We start from the raw sequence: 19,693 nt of genomic DNA, 5'->3' as shown, positions 1-19,693 counted from the left end.
ATGGCGCAGACGGCGGGGACGGCCGGGGACGGCGAGCACGAGGCGGACGACGCCGAACTGGCGAAACTCGTGGTGGAGTTCACCGTATCCAAGACCTATCGGCCCACCGACGGGATGGTCGAACCGGACGAGGTGCCGCCCGGGCCGTCGGGCACGGCCATGGGCGACGAGTCGCCGACCGCCCGGGGAACCGCCGGACCGGACGGTACCTGAGCACGGATCGGGGCCGGGCCGGGTACGGGCCGGGCCGGTGCTCCCGGCTTCGTGGCCCCCGCCCTCACGGCCCCGTGTGGATGTGCGCCGCCCACAGGTGCGGCGCCCGTGCGTAGCGGTCGCGCAGGGCTCGGACCGCGTGGTGCAGGGCCGTTGCCGGGCCGATGGGGCCGCCCCGGTCCAGGTCCGCCGCGAGCGCCCGGTAGAGATCCTCGGTGAGCCGTGTCGCCAGCTTGTCGGCGACGGGCCACAGTGTGCCGATCACATGCGGGTATCCGGCCAGCTGGAAGGAGGAGGTCAGCTGGACCGCCTCGTCGGACAACCTGGTCCCGCCCCGGGCGGCCGAGCAGGCGGACAGCACGGCGAGCTGCGGGGACCGCGGGCGCTGGGCCGCCGCGTCGGAGACGGTGAGCCGACCGTCGTGCAGGACCAGTCCGCTCCGTGACGGGTCGAGCGGTTCGCTGACGCCGTGGCAGCTGAAGTGGACCCACGGGTGCGCCTCCAGCGCGCGGCCGACCGCCTCCACCGTGGCCTCGGGCCCGGCCAGCAGCCTCCCCTCGGGGAACAACTCCTCCAGCAGTGCCACCTCCCGCGCGACGCCCGGCAGCGGTGCGGCCCCCGGAGTCTCGTCGAGGGCCACCACCAGCGGGGCGGGGCGCCCGCGGCGGCCGGGTACGGAGCCCTCGCGGCTGGCGGAGGCACGGCTGTCGCGCTCGCCGGACGCCAGGCGCTCGCGGGCGCGTGCCAGCGCGCGCACGGTCGGGGTGTACGAGGAGACGGCACGGTCGAGGACCCAGTCGCCGGAGTCCGCGCCGCCCCGGCCCGCGGCGTGCAGCGGAAGGAAGGACAGCTGCCCGGTGGGGCACCACCACAGGCGCGGCCAGGGCTCGCCGTCGCCCGGTACGGACTCCAGGCCGAGGTGGTCGAGGACGGGCGCGGCCACGGTGTCCCAGAGCCGGCCCAGCGTCCGCGAGAACCGGTGCATCATGGCGACGGCCTCCTCGACGCCGCTCCTCCCGTACGCCGTGTCGGTCCCCTCGACGAACTCCGCCGCCCACGCCTCGGCCTCCCGCAGGGTGAGGCCGGGCAGGGGCACCACATCGATCCCGGCGCCGGCGGTCACGACGAGGGCGTCGCAGCGGAAGCCGCTGACGTTGACGACCACGACCGGCCCGTCGGCCGCGGAAGCGACCAGCTCCGCCACGGAGGGCGGGCGCAGAAAGCCTTCGAGGCCCGGCAACGCCCTTATCTCGTGCAGGAGTCGTTCCCAGCTCCGGGCCAGGGCGAGCCGGTCCTCGGCGATCACCGCCGCCTCGCGGGCTCCGTCGAACGGGGCCGGGCCGCCGGGGCCCGCGCCCAGGAGCGGGGAGCGCCCCGGCGGTTCGCTCCATCGGTCGCGCAACCGCTCGAACTCCGCCGCGAGGCCGGGGGCCAGGGCGTGCAGCCGTGACCCGTCGGCCCGGTCCTCCAGCCCCTGGGCCAGCAGCACCCCGCGCCCCTGTTCGAGAAGGGCGAGCGCCCGCCCGGCCGCGCCCGCCTCGATCGCCAGCGCGGCGGCGTCGCTCGCCAGGCCGTCACTGACCAGCAGCCGTGCCTCCTGGTCCACGCGGGCGAGGCTGCGCGGTGCGAGGCGGGGCAACAGGCCGACGGCGTACGCGTACCCCTCCAGCCCCTCGGCGCGGTCGCCCCCTTTCACCGCGGCCAGCCCCCAGGCGCGGGCGGCCCGGATCCGTACGCCGGCCTGGACGTCCGGCCTCCGCGCGCAGTCGCGGGCGAGGCGCGCCGCCTCGGCCAGATCGACCCGTTCCCCCAGCGCCGCCCGGTCCAGCCGCACCGCGGCCAGCAGCATCTGCGAGACACCGTGCAGGGCGTGCCCGGCGGAGGTTTCCGCGAGGGCTTCCCCGGCGGCGGCCTCCGCGCCGCGCAGGGCCCGGCGTGCCGCCGCCCCGTCGTGTTCCCGCGCCAGATGGGCGACGGTCGTCCAGGCGGTGGTGAGCTTCTGCAGGGCGAGGGGGCGCGAGGGGTGGTGCGCCCCGAACCCGGCCACGACCTCTTCGAGGACGCGCCGGGCCTCGTCGGCCAGGCGCGGATCCCTGGCCGACCGAGCCCTGTTGATCAGCAGGGAGCCCAGATTGACGGCGGCCATCTCGGCTCCCCACCGGTCGCCCCCTGCCACGGCCATCGCCTCCCGCAGCAGCACGACCGCCTCGTCGGCGGCGGCGGGGTCGCCCACGGTCTCGTACCAGCAGCGCAGTGCTTCGGCCAGGTTGTTCAGGTGCAGGGTCCGCTCCACCGCCGCAGGCGGGCTGTCGTCCAGCGCGCGGCGCAGCACCGTCACGGCCTCGGCCAGCCAGACCCGGTTGCCCGAGACCAGGCCGCGGTCCATCAGGGCGCCGCCCAGGTTGGTGAGGGCCATCCCGACCCGCACCCGGGGGGCCTGGGCCACGGCCTCGCGCAGCGTGGCGACGGCCCGGTCCCTGAGCGTCTCGTCCCCGCTCCCGACGGCCCGGTTCCACCCGATGAAGCCGAGGCCGGTGAGGAGGACGCCGCGCAGGCCGTACGGCATCGGCCGCGGCGAGGCCAGGGCGGCCCGGTAGTGGCGCTCGGCCTCGTCGGCCTGCCACGCCTCGCGGCTGTGGCGGTAGAGCGCCCCCAGGCTGTTGGCCAGACCGAGCAGGGCCACGGGCGGAGGCGTGCCCGACGCCATGGCGACCGCCTCCCGGTGGTGGCGCACGGACTCCTCCAGCGGCGCGGGGTCGGAGGTGAGACGGGCGAGGTTGCGCAGCGCGTCGCCGAGCGCCGTACGGCAGTCCGCGCCGCTGTAGGTGGAGGCGTCCGACGAGGCCACGGCCCGGCGCAGCACCGCGACGCCCTCCTCCAGCGCTTTTGCGTCCGAACAGAACTCGGCGCGCGCCACCAGGGCCTCGCCGAGCCCCAGGAGGAGGTGGACGGCGAAGTGGTCCCCCGGCTCGGACAGGGCGACGGCCTCCCGGTGGGCGGCCACCGCCTCGGCCAGCAGCCCGACCCGGCCGGAGTGCGTCACGATGTTCATCAGGCCGGAACCGATGGCGGAGCGGCGTACGGCGCCTTGGGCGCGGGAGAGCGGCGCCCGCCGCACCTCCTCGCGGAAGAGGCCCACCGCTTCCTCGTACAGGCCGAGGTCGCCCGTCGCCTCCGCCCGTTTCATGAGGGTCTCGGCGTACTCGGCGTGGCGGTCCCAGTACTCCGGGCCGTCGGCCCGGAGCCGGTCCAGGCCCCGGCGCATCTCCTCCGCGCCCGTACGCCACCCCTCGGCGTCCGCCCCGGCGCGCCGGACCAGCGCCGCCCCGAGATCGAAGCGCGTGCCGGCCGCGAAGTCCCGGCTGGGCGGGGGCAGGGTCAGGCACGTCCGGAAGCGGTCGACGGCCTCCTCGGCGTCCTCCGGATCACCGGTGAGCAGCAGGCAGCGGCCGAGCGCCCGCAGGACCCGGGCGCGTTCGGCGGAGCGGGCGGGAACCTGTGCGGCGAGCTCCCGGAGCAGGGCGGTCGGGGCGTCGGAGGCGCCGGGGTCCACCGGAGCCCGGAGGTTTCCGGCGTTCCAGTTGGCGCGCTTGTCCAGCAACTCCGCGAGGAGGGTGGCGAGCACGATCCGGCGTGCCACGTCGTCGGCGGGTCCGGACCGCGTCCCCCGACGGGCGTGGGCGATGGCCTCGTCCAGGTCGTCCGGGGAGTTCGCGGCCGAGTGCCGGGCGTCCAGCGCCTGGGAGAGCGCGAAATGGGCCTGGGCGCCTACCGGGTGCCCGGGCGGAGCGGCGTCCAGGGCCTCGCGGCCCGCCGCGCACGCCTGGTCGAGGAGATCGGGGCGGTCGGCGTGGCCGGCGAACCCGGTCAGCAGCAGCGCGAGGTTGGCGAGGTACGCGGAGCGCTCGAAGGCGTTCGGGGCGGAGTCCGCGGCCCTCCGGCAGACGGCGATGCCCTCCTCGGCGAGCGCGGTGCGCCCCTCGCCCGCCGCGGCTTCCGTGAAGAGGGCGATCCCCAGGTCGGAGAGGAGCGCGGCGGGACCGGTCGCGGCGGCGCCCGGCTCCGTGAGGGCCGTACGCAGCAGGGCGATGCCCTCGGAGCGCAGCCCCGGGTCGTCCAGGCGGTCGGCGGCGAGGCAGAGCGCGGAACCCAGGGTGGCGCGGTGGTGGGAGCGGCGCGGGCTGTTCTCCGGGGAGAGTTCCGCCGCCTTCCGCAGGGCGAGGACCGCTTCCCCGAGCGTTTCCATGTCCCCGGTCGCATCGGCCAGGTTGCGCAGGGTGTGACCGAAGTTGCCGTGTCTGCGGGCCTGTTCGTCCCGGTCGCCGGGGGCGCAGGCCACGGCGGCGCGCCCGGCGGCGACGGCGTCGGCGAGCGCCTGCCGTCCGGCGCCGTCCTGGTATCCGTGGAAGAGAGCGAGCCCGAGGTCCGAGAGGCAGACGCCCTGCTCCAGGCTGCCGGGGCCGGAGGCGTCGGCGGCGTGCCGCAACAGCACCTGCGCCCTGTGCAGCACGTCGGGGTCGCGGCTCTGCTGGAAGACCGCCATCATCCCGACGCCGGCGTCGTACGCCAGAGCGGCCCCGGTCGCGGCGCCGTCGGGTTCGCCCGCCATCGTGGCGAAGACCGGGCGCAGCCCGAACGGCACCCGGTCGGGGTCCTGTTCGCGGATCGCGGAGAACCCGAGCAGGGCCGTGGCGAGGGCGGGGCGGTCGGCCGCACCGCGCGCGGCGTAGCGGAGGAGGTCGGCGTAACCGAGCGCCAGGACGCCCAGGCCCCAGGTGCTCCCGTCCGGAAGGACCACGCCACCGCGTACCGCGTCGGCCGCCCGCGCGGCCTCCGGGCCGGCGAACCATTCCAGGACGGCGGGATCGGCGTCCGCCCGCTCGGCCTGCCGCAGGATGCGGTCCGCCGCGTCCTCGGCCGTCCTCGCCCGTGTCATCGCGCCCCCGTCCGCCCCGGCCGCCGCTCTCCCGGAGCGCCCCCGCACAGGGTTTCCCGCGGTGCGCACCGGTAGCAGGGCCACCTTACTGACGGATGCCGCGCCCAGGTGATCCGGCGGCGGTGAGCATCTCGCGGCGGCGGCCGGGCGCTCGCCGGTGGCCGTCAACGCCTCCGCCCCCGGCGTGCGGGGGCGGAGGCGTTCCGACGTGGCGGGCCGGACCGGTCAGCGCAGCTGCTCGTACGCGGGCAGGGTGAGGAAGTCCGCGTAGTCCTGGTCCAGGGAGACCTGGAGCAGGAGGTCGTGGGCCTGCTGCCACCTGCCGGCGGTGAAGGCGTCCTCGCCGATCTCCGCGCGGATCGCGGCCAGTTCCTCGGCGGCGACCCGACGGGCCAGCTCCGCCGTGGCGTGCTCGCCGTTCTCGAAGACCACGTCCGCGTTGATCCACTGCCAGATCTGCGAGCGGGAGATCTCGGCGGTCGCCGCGTCCTCCATCAGGTTGAAGATGGCGACCGCGCCCAGGCCCCGCAGCCACGCCTCGATGTAGCGGATGCCGACGGCGACGGCGTTGCGCAGACCGTCGTAGGTGGGCTTGGCGTCGAGGGTGTCGATGGCGATCAGGTCGCCCGCCGCCACCGAGACGTCTTCGCGCAGGCGGTCCTTCTGGTGGGGCTTGTCGCCGAGGACCGCGTCGAAGGAGGCCAGGGCGATCGGGACCAGGTCGGGGTGGGCGACCCAGGAGCCGTCGAAACCGTCGCCGGCCTCGCGGTCCTTGTCGGCCCTGACCTTCTCGAAGGCCACCTTGTTGACCTCGGCGTCGCGCCGCGAGGGGATGAAGGCCGCCATGCCGCCGATCGCGTGGGCGCCGCGCTTGTGGCAGGTGCGGACCAGGAGTTCGGTGTACGCCCGCATGAACGGGGCGGTCATCGTCACCGCGTTGCGGTCCGGCAGCACGAACTTGGCTCCGCCGTCACGGAAGTTCTTGACGATGGAGAAGAGGTAGTCCCAGCGGCCGGCGTTCAATCCGGAGGCGTGGTCGCGCAGTTCGTAGAGGATCTCCTCCATCTCGTACGCGGCCGTGATCGTCTCGATCAGGACGGTGGCGCGGACCGTGCCCTGCGGGATGCCGACGTAGTCCTGGGCGAAGACGAAGACGTCGTTCCAGAGGCGGGCCTCCAGGTGCGACTCGGTCTTCGGCAGGTAGAAGTAGGGGCCCTTGCCGAGGTCGATCAGGCGCTGCGCGTTGTGGAAGAAGTAGAGGCCGAAGTCGACCAGGGCGCCGGGCACGGGGACGCCGTCGAGCTGGAGGTGGCGCTCCTCCAGGTGCCAGCCGCGCGGGCGCATGACGACCGTGGCCAGCTCGTCGGCGGGCTTCAGTGCGTACGACTTGCCGGTCCTCGGGTCGGTGAAGTCGATGCGGCGCTCATAGGCGTCGGTGAGGTTGAGCTGGCCGAGGACGACGTTCTCCCACGTGGGGGCGGACGCGTCCTCGAAGTCGGCGAGCCAGATCTTCGCGCCCGAGTTCAGGGCGTTGACGGTCATCTTGCGGTCGGTCGGACCGGTGATCTCCACCCGGCGGTCGTTCAGCGCCGCCGGGGCGGGCGCGACCTTCCAGGAGTCGTCCGCGCGGACGGCCGCCGTCCCGGGCAGGAAGTCCAGGGTGGAGGTGCGGGCGATCTCGGCCCGGCGCTCGGCGCGCCGGGCGAGCAGCTCATTGCGGCGCGGGGTGAACTGCCGGTGCAGCTCGGCCACGAACGCGAGGGCCGCGTCGGTCAGGACCTCTTCCTGCCGGGGCAGGGGCTCGGCATCGACGATGGCCAGCGTGGACGGCGCTGGTGCGGACATGAGCTGTCACTCCTTCAGCGGGCGGCGGCCTCTCACCGGCCGCCGGGTCGCCTGAGACGGCACGGCGTGCCATGGCTCCGAGATACGGCCGTGGGTGCCGTCTGAGGTTCAGATGGCTTCTGAACAGTGGATAGTAGTTTCCTCATGGTGGAAGTTCAATGATTTGTTGATGTCGAGATTCTCCGGTTCGACAGAAACGGCCCCGCGGCGGCGCAGCGTGCCAGAACGGCCACGGGCCGTCGCCGGCGAAGGGCGGGCTCCTCCCTCGACGGCGAGCGGGCGGAACCCGCGGCGGGGGCGGCCCCCTCCGGTCACTCCAGGCGCCCGAGGTCCTCCGCGGTGTCGATGTCGTACGCCTCCGCCACATCCGCGCACTCCACCAGCGTGATCGCGTCGCGGTGCTCCCGCAGATACGTCCGCGCGCCCCGGTCGCCCACCGCCGCCGCCGCGACGTCCGGCCACCGGTCCACCCCGAACAGCACCGGATGGCTCCGCACCCCGCCGTACGAGGCGGCCGCCAGGCTCGTCCGCGAGCGGTACGCGAGGCGCACCCGAGCCACCGCCTCCGGGCCGATGCCCGGCTGGTCGACCAGGAGGACGAGCGCCGCGTCCGCGTCCGCCGCGCTCAGGGCGGCCAGGCCCAGCCGGAGCGAGGAGCCCATGCCCTCCTCCCAGTCGGGGTTCACGCTCACGGCGCAGCCCGCCAGATCCGCGCGGGCCCGCACCTCGTCCGCCGACGCGCCCAGCACCACGTGGAGCGGACCGCAGCCGCCGTTGCGCAGGGAGCGCACCGCGTGTTCGATCAGCGGGCGCCCCCGGTGCCGCAGCAGCGCCTTCGGGCGGCCGCCGAGCCGCCGCCCCCCGCCGGCGGCCAGCAGCACCCCCGCGACCTTGGGGTCCTTCGTGGCGGGCGCCCGGTCGGGGCCCGTGCTCGTCGTCGTGTCCGTGACCATGGGGCCTGGATACCACCGAGCCCTTCGCACACGCGACACGCGTGTCACCCTCAGGGGTCACCCCGATTTCTTTCCGTGGGCTGGCGCACACTGCCTGTCATGGCGTTAACTTGCGGGCGAACCCGGTGACTTGGCCACAGCCCGGGGACGGGGGTCACAGCGGCGCAGGGACGTGCGAGGGGGAATGCCGTGTTGCGGAGCATGGGGCAGAAGAGGCTGACCGGAAGCGTCGAGGACCCGAGAGTGGCCGAGCTGCGCGTGGCCGTCTCCCGGCTCCGCAGGGAACTGGCCGGTCTCCGCGCCGATTTCCCGGACCGCCCGGTCGCCGAGGACGAGCTGGCCGCCCTGGACGCCATGGCCGTCGGCGGAGTGCCGGAGATCCCCCGGATGCGCCGCTCCCTGCTGCTGATCGCGGGGGCGATCGGCTCGGTGAGCGCTTTGGCCGGCACCCTGCGCGAGGTGCGCAACGCGGTGGACCTCTTCGGGGAGCCCCCGCGAGGGTGACGCGGCCCCGCCCACCGCGAGCGGACGGCGGCAGCGCTTCGGGAAGCCGCGCGCGGGTGACGCGGCCCTGCCTCCGCCGGTTCAGCGGCGGATGAGCCGCCGGGCCGTGGCCGCCGCGACCGCCGACGTGCGGGAGTCGACGCCCAGTTTGGCGTAGATGTGCACCAGGTGGGACTTGACCGTGGCCTGGCTCAGGAACAGCCGTTTGCTGATCTGCAGGTTCGACAGACCCTCCCCGACCAGGTGCAGCACCTCCAGCTCCCGCCGGGTCAGCGCCTCGGCCGGGGTGCGCATCCGGTCCATCAGCCGGTGTGCCACCGAGGGCGCCAGCGCCGAGTGGCCCGCCGCCGCCGTGCGCACGGCGGCGGCCAGCTCCTGCGGCGGCGCGTCCTTCAGCAGATAGCCCCCGGCCCCCGCCTCGACCGCCGCCAGGATGTCCGCGTCGGAGTCGTAGGTGGTGAGGATCAGGACCCGGGGAGCGCCCGGAGCGGCGGTGATTGTCGCCGTGGCCTGCGAGCCGTGCATCCCCGCCCCGAACTGGAGGTCCATCAGGACCACGTCGAAGCCGCCCGCCGCGGCCAGGGCGACGGCCTCCTCGGCGGTGGCGGCCTCACCGGCGACCTCGAAGTCCGGCTCGGCGTCCAGGACCGCGCGCAGCCCCGCCCGTACCACCGGATGGTCGTCGGCCAGCAGCAGCCGGATCGCCTTCCCGCTCACGCCGCCCGCTCCGCTTCCGTACCCGTGCCCACCGTCGTTCCGGCCTCCGCCACGGGCAGCGGCAGCGTGACGGCGACCGCCGTGCCCTGGCCCGGCGCCGACTCCACGCTCAGCGCACCGCCGAGCGATCCGGCCCGCGCCCGCATCGCGGGCAGTCCGAAGCCGCCGTCGCCGCGCTCCTGGACCGGGACCGCCGACGGGTCGAAGCCCCGCCCGTCGTCCACGACGTCCAGCGCCACGGAGGTCCCCATGAAGCTCAGCGTGATCTCCGCACGCCCGGCCCCCGCGTGGCGCACCGTGTTGGCCAGCGCCGACTGCGCGGTCCGCAACAGCGCCACCTCGTACGGGGTCGGCAGCTCCACCGGGGCCCCGCTGACCGCGAACCGTACCGTCAGCTCCGGCGCGGTCGTCCGCGCGCAGAGCCGTTCCAGGGCGGCCGCCAGCGAACCGTGCTCCAGGTCCGGCGGCGTCAGCGCGCGGACGAAGGAACGGGCCTCGGCGAGGTTCGCCTGCGCGGCCTCGCGGGCGGCCCGCACGTGGGCGGCGGCCGGAGCGGCCGGCGGCAGCGACCGCTCGGCGGCCCGCAGCAGCAGCTGGATGCTGGACAGCCCCTGGGCGAGGGTGTCGTGGATCTCCCGGGCCAGCCGCTCGCGCTCGGCGAGGGTTCCGGCGGTCCGTTCCGCCTCGGCCAGCTCCGCGCGGGTGGCGACCAGCTCCACGATCAGCTCCCGCCGCCGCTCGCTCTCCCGGAACAGGGCGTCGTACCCGAGGACGGTGGCGACCGCGACCGCCGCGCCGAGCAGCGGTCCGATGAACGCGCCGGGCGCGATCTCCTGCCGGTGCACGACGAAACCGGTGATCGCGGCGGCGGCCGTGACCACGACGGCGGGCAGCGCCCAGCGCATCGGCAGGAAGTGGAGCTGGAGGAAGTAGATCGGGAAGGCGATCCACAGGGCGTCCGGCGACAGCACCAGCAGCACCGCCCACAGCGTCCACAGCGCGCCCAGCCACCACGCCCCCGCCCGGCCGCCGGGCCGTACGCGCGGGACCAGGGCCCTAGGGAGTGTCCGGGGGGCCGACGCGTCCGCCCGCTCCGGAGTCCCGGCGGGGACCGCCGCCCCCGCCGCGTACAGGGCCGCCGTCAGCAGCGTCACCACCACGACCGCCGCCGTGTCCGGCGCGTCCTCGCCCACCGCGCGCACCACGACCAGGGCCAGCAGCCCCGCCAGCAGGGCGTGCACACAGAGCCGGAGGGCCGCCGTGACGTGGGTGTGCGAACGCGAATCCATGGTCCGTCCAGCGTAGCCGCGGCCACCCCGCCCCCGGTCAACCGAAAGGTTGATCCCGGGCCCGTCCCGCGCGCGATGTCCTCCCGCACCGGCCCGACGAGGCTGGAGCCATGTTCGTCGCATGGAGAGACCTCCGCTTCGCCAAGGGCCGCTTCGCCCTCATGGGCTCGGTCGTGGTGCTGATCACGCTGCTCGTGGGCCTGTTGTCCGGCCTCACCGCCGGTCTGGCCCGGGAGAACACCTCGGCCGTCACCGGGCTGGACGCCGACCACCTGGCGTTCGCCGCGCCCCCGGACGGGCAGGCGGAGTCGTTCACCGACTCGACCGTCCGCGAGGACGCCTGGCGGGCCTGGGCCGCCAGGCCCGGGGTCGAGGCCGCACAGCCGGTCGGCATCCGTACGCTCAACGCCACCGCCGCCGGGGGGCGCTCCGCCGCCGTGTCGGCCTTCGGCGTCGAGCCGGACGGCTCCCTCGGGCCGGAGGGGACCGCCCCGGGGCGGGTCGTGCTCTCCGCGAAGGCGGCCGAGGAACTGGACGCGGCAGCCGGCGACCGGATCGCGCTCGGCCGGACCGAGCGCGAGGTCGCCGCGGTCGCGGGGGACGCCGCCCACAGCCACACCCCCGTCGTCTGGACCACCCTCGACGACTGGCAGCAGATCGGCCACGACGGGGCCGGCCCGGCCGCACAGGCCACCGTGATCGTCCTGACCACCACCGGCGGCGCCGACCTCGCGGCGGGCGACCAGGCGGCGGGCACCAGCACGCTCAGCCTCGACGACTCCCTCGCCGCCATCGGCTCCTACCGGGCGGAGAACGGTTCGCTGCAATTGATGCGCGGTTTCCTCTTCGCCATCTCCGCGCTCGTCATCGGGGCGTTCTTCACCGTCTGGACGATCCAGCGCAGCGGCGACGTCGCGGTACTGAAGGCGCTCGGCGCGTCGACCCCGTACCTCCTGCGCGACGCGCTCGGACAGGCCGTGGTGATGCTCGTCCTCGGTACGGGGCTGGGCGCCGCGCTCGCGGCCGCGGCCGGGGGCCTGATCGCAGGAGCGGCGCCGTTCGTCCTGGACCCGGCGACCGTCCTCGTCCCGGCCGCCGTGATGATCGCCCTCGGCGCGCTCGGGGCCGCCCTGTCCATCCGGCGGATCACCGCCGTCGACCCCCTCACCGCACTCGGGAGTGCCCGATGACGCTCACCCTGACCGATGTCACCCTCACCTACCCGGACGGGGAGGGCCGGCTGACCGCCCTGGACCGGGTCTCGCTGGACGTGCCCCCCGGCACGCTCACCGCCGTCGTCGGCCCCTCCGGTTCGGGCAAGTCCAGCCTCCTCGCCGCCGCCGCCACCCTGGTCGCCCCGGACTCGGGCGAGGTCGTCGTGGCCGGGACGCCGACCGCCGGGCTGAGCCGCGCGGGGCGGGCCGCCCTGCGCCGGGAGCACATCGGCATCGTCTTCCAGCAGCCCAACCTGCTGCCCTCGCTGACCGCCGCCGAGCAGCTCCAGGTGATGCGCCACCTCTCCGGCGGGTCCGCCCGGGCCGCCCGCCGCCGGGCCCTGGACCTGCTGGAGGCGGTCGGCCTGGCCGGCCTCGCGGACCGGCGACCGCACCAGCTCTCGGGCGGTCAGCGCCAGCGCGTCAACATCGCCCGCGCCCTGATGAACGAACCGGCCGTCCTGCTCGTCGACGAGCCGACCAGCGCGCTCGACCACGAACGCGGCGCGGCCGTGCTGGACCTGCTGGTCGGCCTGGCACGGGAACGCGCCACCGCCACGGTGCTGGTCACGCACGACCTGGCGCATCTGGACCGGACGGACCGCACGGTGAGGATGGACGACGGCCGCCTGGCCCAGGCCCCCGCCCCGGCCGGGGCCTGAGACCCGGGGCCGGGGGCCGGGGCCCCCGCGGGCCTCAGCCCCCGTTCGCGCCGTTGCTCGCCAGGGCGTCGGACAACTCTCCGGCGATCTGCTGGAGGATCGGCACGATCCGCTCCGTGGCCGCCTCCGTGACGCGTCCCGCCGGGCCCGAGATGGAGATCGCGGCCGAGGTGGGGGAGTCCGGCACGGAGACCGCGAGGCACCGCACCCCGATCTCCTGCTCGTTGTCGTCCACCGCGTACCCGGCCCGGCGCACCTGCTCCAAGGCGTCCAGGAAACCCTCCGGCGTGGTGATCGTCTTCTCCGTCGCCGCCGGCATGCCCGTACGGGCCAGCAGCGCCCGGACCTCCTCGGCGGGGGTGTGCGCGAGGAGCGCCTTGCCCACGCCCGTGGAGTGCGGCAGGACCCGGCGGCCGACCTCGGTGAACATCCGCATGGAGTGCTTGGACGGCACCTGGGCGACGTACACGATCTCGTCCCCGTCCAGCAGCGCCATGTTCGCCGTCTCGCCGGTCTCCTCGACCAGCCGGCTGAGGTAGGGGCGGGCCCAGGTGCCCAGCAGCCGGGAAGCGGACTCGCCGAGCCGGATCAGGCGAGGGCCCAGCGCGTAACGGCGGTTGGGCTGCTGGCGCACGTAACCGCAGACGACCAGGGTGCGCATCAGCCGGTGGATGGTCGGCAGGGGCAGGCCGCTGCTCGCGGACAGCTCGCTCAGCCCGACCTCGCCCCCGGCGTCCGCCATCCGCTCCAGCAGATCGAAGGCGCGCTCGAGGGACTGCACCCCGCCGCTGGGACCGGCGGGCTTGGAGTCGGCGGTGCTGGCGTGGGACGGCGGCACGTGGGCGATCCTTTCGAAGCGGAAGGCAAGGCAGCAGCCTACCGGGCGGCTCCCGATCGGCCCACTGCTCCCGGTCGGCGTCCGTGCCGGTCAGGGCCTGTTTTGTCCGGGTGCCGACGGGCGGAACGGGCGGCTCCGCGCCGCCTCTCCTGGCCCATGCTACGTTCCGCAGTTCGAAAATTTACTTTTACTTCGTGGAAACCTCCAGAGGTTCCCGGTGAGCGCCCGAGAAGGCCGGAGCGTCCGCGGCCGGGCGGCCCGGCACGCTTCCGGCGGCGGGTTCCGGCGGCCCGCGCGGCGGGGGGCGGGGTCTTGACGAGGGCGATCCCCGCGTGAAGACTCCACCGCAGCTTCAACAGTTCGTTGAATTCCTGGAGTGAGGAGCACGGGTGTCCGGTCAGGACGTGAACCTGGTACTGCGCTCGACGCGCGTCGTCACCCCCGGGGGAACCCGCCCGGCGGCGGTCGCCGTCGCGGGCGGGACGATCCACGCGGTCCTGCCGTACGACGCCGACGTGCCCCCCGGCGCCCGCCTGGAGGACTTCGGCGACGACGTCCTGCTGCCCGGCCTGGTCGACACCCACGTCCATGTGAACGACCCCGGCCGCACCGAGTGGGAGGGGTTCTGGACCGCGACCCGTGCCGCCGCGGCCGGCGGCATCACCACGCTCCTGGACATGCCGCTCAACTCCCTCCCGCCGACCACCACCGTCGAGCACCTGCGGACCAAGCAGCGGGTCGCGGCCCCCAAGGCCCACGTGGACACCGGCTTCTGGGGCGGGGCGATCCCGTCCAACACCAAGGACCTGCGCCCGCTGTACGAGGCCGGGGTCTTCGGCTTCAAGTGCTTCCTGTCGCCCTCCGGCGTCGAGGAGTTCCCCGAGCTGGACCAGGAGCAACTGGCCCGCTCCATGGCGGAGATCGCCGGATTCGGCGGACTGCTCATCGTGCACGCCGAGGATCCGCACCACCTGGCCGACGCGCCGCAGCGCCCCGGCCCCGCCTACGCCGACTTCCTCGCCTCCCGCCCGCGCGACGCCGAGAACACCGCGATCGAAGGGCTCATCGCTCACGCCAGGCGGCTGAACGCCCGCGTCCACGTCCTGCACCTCTCCTCCGGCGACGCGCTGCCGCTGATCGCCGCCGCCAAACGCGAGGGCGTCCGCGTCACCGTCGAGTCGTGCCCGCACTTCCTCACCCTCACCGCCGAGGAAGTCCCGGACGGGGCCACCGAGTTCAAGTGCTGCCCGCCGATCCGCGAGGCCGCCAACCAGGACGCGCTGTGGGCCGGGCTCGCCGACGGCACGATCGACTGCGTCGTCAGCGACCACTCGCCGTGCACCACCGACCTCAAGACCCCGGACTTCGCCTCCGCCTGGGGCGGCATCTCCTCCCTCCAGCTCGGCCTGCCCGCCATCTGGACCGAGGCCCGCCGCCGCGGCCACTCGCTCGACGACGTGGCCCGCTGGATGTCCGCCGCCCCCGCCGAACTCGCCGGGCTGACCCGCAAGGGCGCCATCGAGGCCGGCCGCGACGCCGACTTCGCGGTCCTCGCCCCCGAGGCGACCTTCACCGTCGATCCCGCCGAACTGTTCCACCGCAACCAGGTCACCGCCTACGCCGGGAAGACCCTGCACGGCGTGGTCCGCTCCACCTGGCTGCGCGGGGCCCGTATCGCCTCCGACGGCGTCCTCGCCGAGCCCGTCGGCCGCCTCCTGGAACGGGAGCGCTGAACCGGCCCTTCCCACCTCCCGAACGCGAACGCGACCACCGAGCGCGAACGCCCCTCCGAGCGCGACACCGCCCCGAGCGCGACCGCGACCACCGACCGTGCCCGAAAGGAACGCCCCGACCATGACGGACGCCGCGATACCCCGCTTCACCGGTGATGCCCGCCCGTACGCGGGCGGCGACCCGTACGCCGACCACCGCACCGCCGACTTCCCCTTCACCCACCTCGTCGATCTGGCCGACCGCCGCCTCGGAGCCGGGGTCATCGCGGCCAACGACGAGTTCTTCGCCGAGCGCGAGAACCTGCTCAAGCCCGGACCCGCCGTCTTCGACCCGGAGCACTTCGGCCACAAGGGCAAGGTCATGGACGGCTGGGAGACCCGCCGCCGACGCGGGGCGAGCGCCGCCGAACCCCACCCCGCCGCCGACGACCACGACTGGGCCCTCGTCCGCCTCGGCGCGCCCGGCGTCGTCCGGGGCATCGTCCTGGACACCGCCCACTTCCGCGGCAACTACCCGCAGGCCGTCTCCGTCGAGGCGACGTCCCTGCCCGGCTCCCCGTCCCCCGAGGACCTCCTCGCCCCCGACGTGAAGTGGACGACGCTCGTCCCCCGTACGGCGGTCGGCGGCCACGCGGCCAACGGCTTCGCCGTCGACGCCGAGCAGCGCTTCACCCACCTGCGGGTCAACCAGCACCCGGACGGCGGGATCGCCCGGCTGCGCGTGTACGGCGAGGTCGTCCCCGACCCCGCCTGGCTCGGCGCCCTCGGCACCTTCGACCTGGCCGCCCTGGAGAACGGCGGCCGGGTGGAGGACGCATCCGACCGCTTCTACTCCCCGGCCACCAACACCATCCAGCCCGGCCGCTCGCGCAAGATGGACGACGGCTGGGAGACCCGCCGCCGCCGCGACCGGGGCAACGACTGGATCGGCTACCGCCTCGCCGCGCAGTCCGAGATCCGGGCCGTCGAGATCGACACCGCCTACCTCAAGGGGAACTCCGCCGGCTGGGCGAGCCTGTCGGTACGGGACGGGGAGGGCGGCGACTGGACCGAGATCCTGCCCCGGACCCGCCTCCAGCCCGACACCGACCACCGCTTCGTGCTCGACGCGCCGGTCCGGGCGACCCGCGTACGGATCGACATCTTCCCGGACGGCGGCATCTCCCGCCTGCGGCTGCACGGCTCGCTCACCCGGGAGGGCGCCGCCGCTCTGGCCGCCCGCCACCGGGAGCTCGGCGGCTGACCGCGTACGCGCCCGGCGCGCGGCGCACCGAGGTCGCAGGGGGACCGCGGTGCGCCCGCCCGGCCCCGTCACGCGGGGATGTGCCACCCTGGTCGGGGTGCGGGAGCAGGCCCGGGGGGGCAGGTGAACCGCACCGTCCGACGTATCGACCAGGAGCCCCTCATGATCTTCATCGCCGTCAAGTTCACCGCCCTCGCCGCCGAGCGCGACAACTGGCTCCCCCGGCTGGAGGAGTTCACCGCGGCCACCCGCGGCGAGCCCGGCAACGTCTTCTTCGACTGGTCCCGCAGCGTGGAGAACCCCGACGAGTTCGTCCTGCTGGAGGCGTTCGCCGACGCGGCGGCCGGCGAGGCGCACGTGAACTCGGACCACTTCAAGGCGGCGATCGAGACGATGTCGGAGATGGTCGCCGAGGTCCCCGAGATCATCAACGTCGAGGTGGAGGGCACCGGCTGGTCCCGCATGGCGGAGGTCACCCCGCGCAACCGGTGACGGACCGCCCCCTCCTGTGACGGCGGCCGCCGCTCCCGCCCGGCGACGGCGGCCCCGCGCCCCGGGCCATCAGAACTCCTCGTGGGCGTCCGGGTCGCCGCCGAACCGCCGCTGCCGCCCGGACGAAATGGTCGTCAGCTCCTGGGCCGTCAGTTCGAAGCCGAACAGATCGAGGTTCTCGCGGCGGCGTTCGGGATCCGCCGACTTCGGGATGGGCACCGCGCCGAGCTGGGTGTGCCAGCGCAGCACCACCTGGCCGGGGGTCACCCCGTGGTCCTCCGCGATCGCGCGGACCGAGGGGTCCTCCAGCACCTCGCGGCCCCGGGCCAGCGGGCTCCAGCTCTCCGTGACGACGCCCTTCGCCGCGTGCACCGCCCGCAGCTCCTCCTGCGGCAGCAGCGGATGCATCTCGATCTGGTTGACGGAGGGCAGCACGCCCGTCTCCCGCTGCAGCCGTTCCAGGTGCGCGGCGGTGAAGTTGGAGACGCCGATCGAGCGGACCAGACCCTCCTCGCGGAGCCTGATCATCGCCTTCCAGGTGTCCACGTACCGGTCGGTCCGGGGGAGCGGCCAGTGGATCAGGTACAGATCGACGTACTCGACGCCCAGCCGGGCCCGCGACTCCTCGAACGAGGCCAGCGTCTCCTCGTACCCGTGGTGCCGGCCGGGAACTTTCGTGGTGAGGCGGATCTCCTCGCGGGGGACGCCGCTGCGGGCGACGCCCCGGCCGACGCCGGTCTCGTTGCCGTAGGCGAAAGCCGTGTCGATCAGCCGGTAGCCGAGCCGGAGGGCCCCGGCGACGGCCTCCTCGGCCGCCGCGTCGTCCAGCGGATAGGTGCCGAACCCCACCGCCGGGAGGTGCGTGCCGTCGTTGAGCGCCTGAACCGGTGTGCCGGACATGTGCTGGTCCCGTCCTTCCCGTCGCTGCCCCGTCCCGGCCAGCGTAGGGGCGCGGCAGGCGGGGGCAGCCCGGCGGGGGCCGCCGGGCCGGGACGGCGGGCCGGTCGGCGGCGGCAGCGCGCGGGGCCCCGCCGCCCGCGCCGGGCGGAGCGCCGGGCGCGGGCGGCCGGCGGGGAGGGGACCCCGTCCGCCGGGCCCGTTCCGGGAGGCGGAGCGGTGCTCAGGCCGCGTGGCCGCCGTCCACGACCAGTTCGGTGCCCGTGATGAAGGCCGCCTCCGGGCTCGCGAGGTACGCGACGAGCGAGGCGACCTCCTCCGCCGTGCCGAACCGGCCCAGGGCGGTCGCCGCCCGCTGCCCCTCGGCGAACGGCCCGTCCGCCGGGTTGAGGTCGGTGTCCACCGGGCCGGGCTGGACCAGGTTCACCGTGATGCCGCGCGGCCCCAGCTCCCGGGCGAGCGGCTTGGTCAGACCGGCCAGGGCGGACTTGCTGAGCCCGTACAGGGTGGAGCCGGGCCCGCCCGTGTACCGGCTCAGCGCGGTGCCGACGGAGACGATCCTGCCCCCGTCGGACAGCCGCTCCGCCGCGGCCCGGCAGGCGAGGAAGACCGCCCGGACGTTCACCGCCAGTGTCCGGTCCACCTGCTCCCCGGTCAGCTCCCCGATCGGCCCGAGGAGGCCGATGCCCGCGTTGTTGACCAGGACGTCGAGCCGGCCGAGCGCGTCCGCCGCCCGGTGCACGGCCTCGCCGGCCGCCACGGCGTCCGCCGCGTCGCAGCGCAGGGCCACGCCCCGGCGGCCGAGGGCCTCGATCCTCTCGACGGTCGCACGGGCCGCCTTCTCGTCCCGCACATAGGTGAGGGCGACGTCCACGCCGTCCCGGGCGAGCCGGAGCGCGGTCGCGGCGCCGATGCCCCGGCCGCCCCCGGTGACCAGGGCGGCCCGGGCGGCGGGAACGGTGGGAACGGCGGGGGAAAGGGTGCTGGACATGGCTGCTTCCTCGCTGATCGGGGGCGCCGTCACCGCGACGGCATCCCCCAGCAAACGCGCGCGGCGCCCCGCGCACCGGCGGGTATCGGACGCCTACGCCCGACCGCGCCGCTCATCGCGAGGGGAAGCTGCGGGGGAGGGGGGAGGGAAGCAGCGCCGGGTCGGTCGCCGCCGCCCGCAGCCGGGCCAGGATGGCCCGCGCCGCCTTCTCGTAGCCGAGGTTGTTCTTCTGCAGCACCGACTCCGCGTTGGCCAGCTCCAGCAGGGCGATCACCTCGAAGGCCAGCTGGCACACGTCGGTGTCCGCGGCCAGCTCCCCCAGCGTCCGGGCCTCCTCGATCGTCTGCTCCACGAAGGTGACCCAGCCCGTCTGCGCGGACGCCAGCGCGTCGTGCACCTTGCCGCCCCGCGCGTCGAACTCGGCGGTCGCCGCGTAGAAGAAGCAGCCGCCGCGGAACACGCGCTCGCGGGAGTACGCGATCCACGCCTCGCACATCCGCCAGACCCGGCCGAGCCCCGGCGGCGCCGACCGGGCGGGGCGCAGCACATGGTCGACGTAGATGGCCACCGCCCCCCGTACGGTCGCCAGCTGGAGCCCTTCCTTCGAGCCGAACAGGGCGAAGACCCCGCTCTTGCTCAGCCCCAGTTCGGCGGCCAGCCGCCCCAGCGACAGGCCCTCCAGCCCTTCGACCGAGGCGATCTGCACCGCCCGCCCCAGGATCAACTGCCGGGTCCGGTCCCCCCGCTCGACCCGCCCGTCCGCCCTTACCGACGCCATGTGACCACTCCGTGCCTCAGGGTTATCGAGGCGTCAGTCTAGGGAGCGGCGGCGTCCTCGGCGGACCCGCTTCCCCCGGCCGAGCGGCCCGCCCGTCTCTGACCACGGACGATGACCGGGAACATGCCGACCGTTGCGACAGGTGTTCCTTTCCCCCGGGGGCGGTCAGCCCTTGACCGCGTCGGCGGCGACCATCACGGCCGCCCCCGCCACGATCAGCACGATGTTGACGAACAGCATGCGGTCGCCGAGGAAGTCGACGTGCCGCACCACCGTCCAGAACCGGAACCAGCCCGTCCACTCGTACAGCAGCCCGCCCGCGCCCTGGAGGAGGACGAGGAACCCGGTCGTCTCGATGATTTTCTTCATGGGCCGAGCCTTCCGCCCG

At 74.9% G+C, this 19,693-nt stretch carries 17 protein-coding genes; 7 read left to right on the top strand and 10 right to left on the bottom strand.

The features are described from left to right. Positions 1–213, top strand: a complete 213-nt coding sequence (locus AMK24_RS09040) for a hypothetical protein (RefSeq protein WP_073766934.1) — start codon at positions 1–3, stop codon at positions 211–213. Between the two features lie 64 nt (positions 214–277). On the opposite strand, the gene AMK24_RS35145 is transcribed toward AMK24_RS09040, so the two are convergent. The 3 genes from AMK24_RS35145 to AMK24_RS09025 all read right to left on the bottom strand — a co-directional run bounded on the left by AMK24_RS35145 (position 278) and on the right by AMK24_RS09025 (position 7,947). After that, the gene (locus tag AMK24_RS35145) at positions 278–5,149 is read right to left on the bottom strand and encodes a CHAT domain-containing protein (protein ID WP_073766933.1); all 4,872 of its coding nucleotides are present in this window, start codon (positions 5,147–5,149) and stop codon (positions 278–280) included. A 225-nt stretch (positions 5,150–5,374) separates the two neighbouring features. Then, positions 5,375–6,994 carry a malate synthase A gene (aceB, locus tag AMK24_RS09030; protein WP_073766932.1) on the bottom strand — a complete coding sequence of 540 codons (1,620 nt, stop codon included), beginning with the start codon at positions 6,992–6,994 and terminating at the stop codon, positions 5,375–5,377. A gap of 311 nt (positions 6,995–7,305) precedes the next feature. Beyond that, complete coding sequence (locus tag AMK24_RS09025) at positions 7,306–7,947, bottom strand: nucleotidyltransferase family protein (protein ID WP_079190468.1); 642 nt, start codon at positions 7,945–7,947, stop codon at positions 7,306–7,308. Between the two features lie 201 nt (positions 7,948–8,148). On the opposite strand from AMK24_RS09025, the gene AMK24_RS09020 reads away from it, so the two are divergent. Beyond that, complete coding sequence (locus AMK24_RS09020; protein ID WP_073766931.1) at positions 8,149–8,451, top strand: DUF5955 family protein; 303 nt, start codon at positions 8,149–8,151, stop codon at positions 8,449–8,451. An 81-nt stretch (positions 8,452–8,532) separates the two neighbouring features. Here AMK24_RS09020 and AMK24_RS09015 read toward each other — a convergent pair whose 3' ends face one another. Together AMK24_RS09015 and AMK24_RS09010 are read right to left on the bottom strand one after the other, a co-directional pair. Continuing rightward, on the bottom strand, positions 8,533–9,168 hold the full coding sequence (locus AMK24_RS09015; protein ID WP_073766930.1) for a response regulator: 636 nt from the start codon (positions 9,166–9,168) through the stop codon (positions 8,533–8,535). Beyond that, positions 9,165–10,457 (bottom strand): sensor histidine kinase, encoded by a 1,293-nt coding sequence (locus AMK24_RS09010; protein ID WP_073766929.1) that lies wholly within the window; start codon positions 10,455–10,457, stop codon positions 9,165–9,167. Before AMK24_RS09010 ends, AMK24_RS09015 begins: the two co-directional genes overlap by 4 nt. A 110-nt stretch (positions 10,458–10,567) precedes the next feature. On the opposite strand from AMK24_RS09010, the gene AMK24_RS09005 reads away from it, so the two are divergent. Together AMK24_RS09005 and AMK24_RS09000 are read left to right on the top strand one after the other, a co-directional pair. Further along, positions 10,568–11,647 carry an ABC transporter permease gene (locus AMK24_RS09005; RefSeq protein ID WP_073766928.1) on the top strand — a complete coding sequence of 360 codons (1,080 nt, stop codon included), beginning with the start codon at positions 10,568–10,570 and terminating at the stop codon, positions 11,645–11,647. After that, positions 11,644–12,333 carry an ABC transporter ATP-binding protein gene (locus tag AMK24_RS09000; protein ID WP_073766908.1) on the top strand — a complete coding sequence of 230 codons (690 nt, stop codon included), beginning with the start codon at positions 11,644–11,646 and terminating at the stop codon, positions 12,331–12,333. Before AMK24_RS09005 ends, AMK24_RS09000 begins: the two co-directional genes overlap by 4 nt. Before the next feature lie 34 nt (positions 12,334–12,367). Here the strand turns inward: AMK24_RS09000 and AMK24_RS08995 are convergent, their stop codons facing one another. Beyond that, positions 12,368–13,171 carry an IclR family transcriptional regulator gene (locus AMK24_RS08995; RefSeq protein WP_073766905.1) on the bottom strand — a complete coding sequence of 268 codons (804 nt, stop codon included), beginning with the start codon at positions 13,169–13,171 and terminating at the stop codon, positions 12,368–12,370. Positions 13,172–13,560: 389 nt separating this feature from the next. Between AMK24_RS08995 and allB the strand changes: the two genes are divergently transcribed. The 3 genes from allB to AMK24_RS08980 all read left to right on the top strand — a co-directional run bounded on the left by allB (position 13,561) and on the right by AMK24_RS08980 (position 16,639). Then, positions 13,561–14,904, top strand: coding sequence for an allantoinase AllB (gene allB / locus AMK24_RS08990; protein ID WP_073766903.1), 1,344 nt, complete (start codon positions 13,561–13,563; stop codon positions 14,902–14,904). Between the two features lie 121 nt (positions 14,905–15,025). After that, positions 15,026–16,147, top strand: a complete 1,122-nt coding sequence (alc, locus tag AMK24_RS08985; protein ID WP_073766901.1) for an allantoicase — start codon at positions 15,026–15,028, stop codon at positions 16,145–16,147. Positions 16,148–16,309: 162 nt separating this feature from the next. After that, positions 16,310–16,639, top strand: a complete 330-nt coding sequence (locus tag AMK24_RS08980; RefSeq protein ID WP_073766899.1) for a putative quinol monooxygenase — start codon at positions 16,310–16,312, stop codon at positions 16,637–16,639. Between the two features lie 69 nt (positions 16,640–16,708). Here AMK24_RS08980 and AMK24_RS08975 read toward each other — a convergent pair whose 3' ends face one another. From AMK24_RS08975 to AMK24_RS08960, 4 genes are all read right to left on the bottom strand, one after another. Next, entirely contained in the window at positions 16,709–17,539 is an 831-nt protein-coding gene (locus AMK24_RS08975) for an aldo/keto reductase (protein WP_073766897.1), read from the bottom strand. A gap of 220 nt (positions 17,540–17,759) precedes the next feature. Continuing rightward, the gene (locus AMK24_RS08970; protein ID WP_073766895.1) at positions 17,760–18,527 is read right to left on the bottom strand and encodes an SDR family NAD(P)-dependent oxidoreductase; all 768 of its coding nucleotides are present in this window, start codon (positions 18,525–18,527) and stop codon (positions 17,760–17,762) included. 112 nt (positions 18,528–18,639) lie between these two features. Further along, positions 18,640–19,305, bottom strand: a complete 666-nt coding sequence (locus AMK24_RS08965; RefSeq protein ID WP_073766893.1) for a TetR/AcrR family transcriptional regulator — start codon at positions 19,303–19,305, stop codon at positions 18,640–18,642. 165 nt (positions 19,306–19,470) lie between these two features. After that, positions 19,471–19,674, bottom strand: coding sequence for a hypothetical protein (locus AMK24_RS08960; RefSeq protein ID WP_073766891.1), 204 nt, complete (start codon positions 19,672–19,674; stop codon positions 19,471–19,473). Positions 19,675–19,693: the final 19 nt, after the last annotated feature.

This window comes from Streptomyces sp. CB02366, from assembly GCF_001905905.1.
Classification (GTDB): Bacteria; Actinomycetota; Actinomycetes; order Streptomycetales; family Streptomycetaceae; genus Streptomyces.
Note: the sequence above shows the minus strand (reverse complement) of the source record. Positions and strands in the feature narration are given on the sequence as shown.

Excerpts from the sequence above, each read along its gene's own strand:
- alc (WP_073766901.1), top strand. The coding sequence starts at position 15,026 with ATGACGGACGCCGCGATACCCCGCTTCACCGGTGATGCCCGCCCGTAC.
- AMK24_RS08965 (WP_073766893.1), bottom strand. The coding sequence starts at position 19,305 with ATGGCGTCGGTAAGGGCGGACGGGCGGGTCGAGCGGGGGGACCGGACC.
- AMK24_RS08960 (WP_073766891.1), bottom strand. The coding sequence starts at position 19,674 with ATGAAGAAAATCATCGAGACGACCGGGTTCCTCGTCCTCCTCCAGGGC.
- AMK24_RS09025 (WP_079190468.1), bottom strand. The coding sequence starts at position 7,947 with ATGGTCACGGACACGACGACGAGCACGGGCCCCGACCGGGCGCCCGCC.
- AMK24_RS09005 (WP_073766928.1), top strand. The coding sequence starts at position 10,568 with ATGTTCGTCGCATGGAGAGACCTCCGCTTCGCCAAGGGCCGCTTCGCC.
- AMK24_RS09040 (WP_073766934.1), top strand. The coding sequence starts at position 1 with ATGGCGCAGACGGCGGGGACGGCCGGGGACGGCGAGCACGAGGCGGAC.
- AMK24_RS09000 (WP_073766908.1), top strand. The coding sequence starts at position 11,644 with ATGACGCTCACCCTGACCGATGTCACCCTCACCTACCCGGACGGGGAG.
- AMK24_RS08980 (WP_073766899.1), top strand. The coding sequence starts at position 16,310 with ATGATCTTCATCGCCGTCAAGTTCACCGCCCTCGCCGCCGAGCGCGAC.
- AMK24_RS09010 (WP_073766929.1), bottom strand. The coding sequence starts at position 10,457 with ATGGATTCGCGTTCGCACACCCACGTCACGGCGGCCCTCCGGCTCTGT.
- aceB (WP_073766932.1), bottom strand. The coding sequence starts at position 6,994 with ATGTCCGCACCAGCGCCGTCCACGCTGGCCATCGTCGATGCCGAGCCC.
- AMK24_RS08970 (WP_073766895.1), bottom strand. The coding sequence starts at position 18,527 with ATGTCCAGCACCCTTTCCCCCGCCGTTCCCACCGTTCCCGCCGCCCGG.
- AMK24_RS08975 (WP_073766897.1), bottom strand. The coding sequence starts at position 17,539 with ATGTCCGGCACACCGGTTCAGGCGCTCAACGACGGCACGCACCTCCCG.
- AMK24_RS35145 (WP_073766933.1), bottom strand. The coding sequence starts at position 5,149 with ATGACACGGGCGAGGACGGCCGAGGACGCGGCGGACCGCATCCTGCGG.
- AMK24_RS09020 (WP_073766931.1), top strand. The coding sequence starts at position 8,149 with ATGGGGCAGAAGAGGCTGACCGGAAGCGTCGAGGACCCGAGAGTGGCC.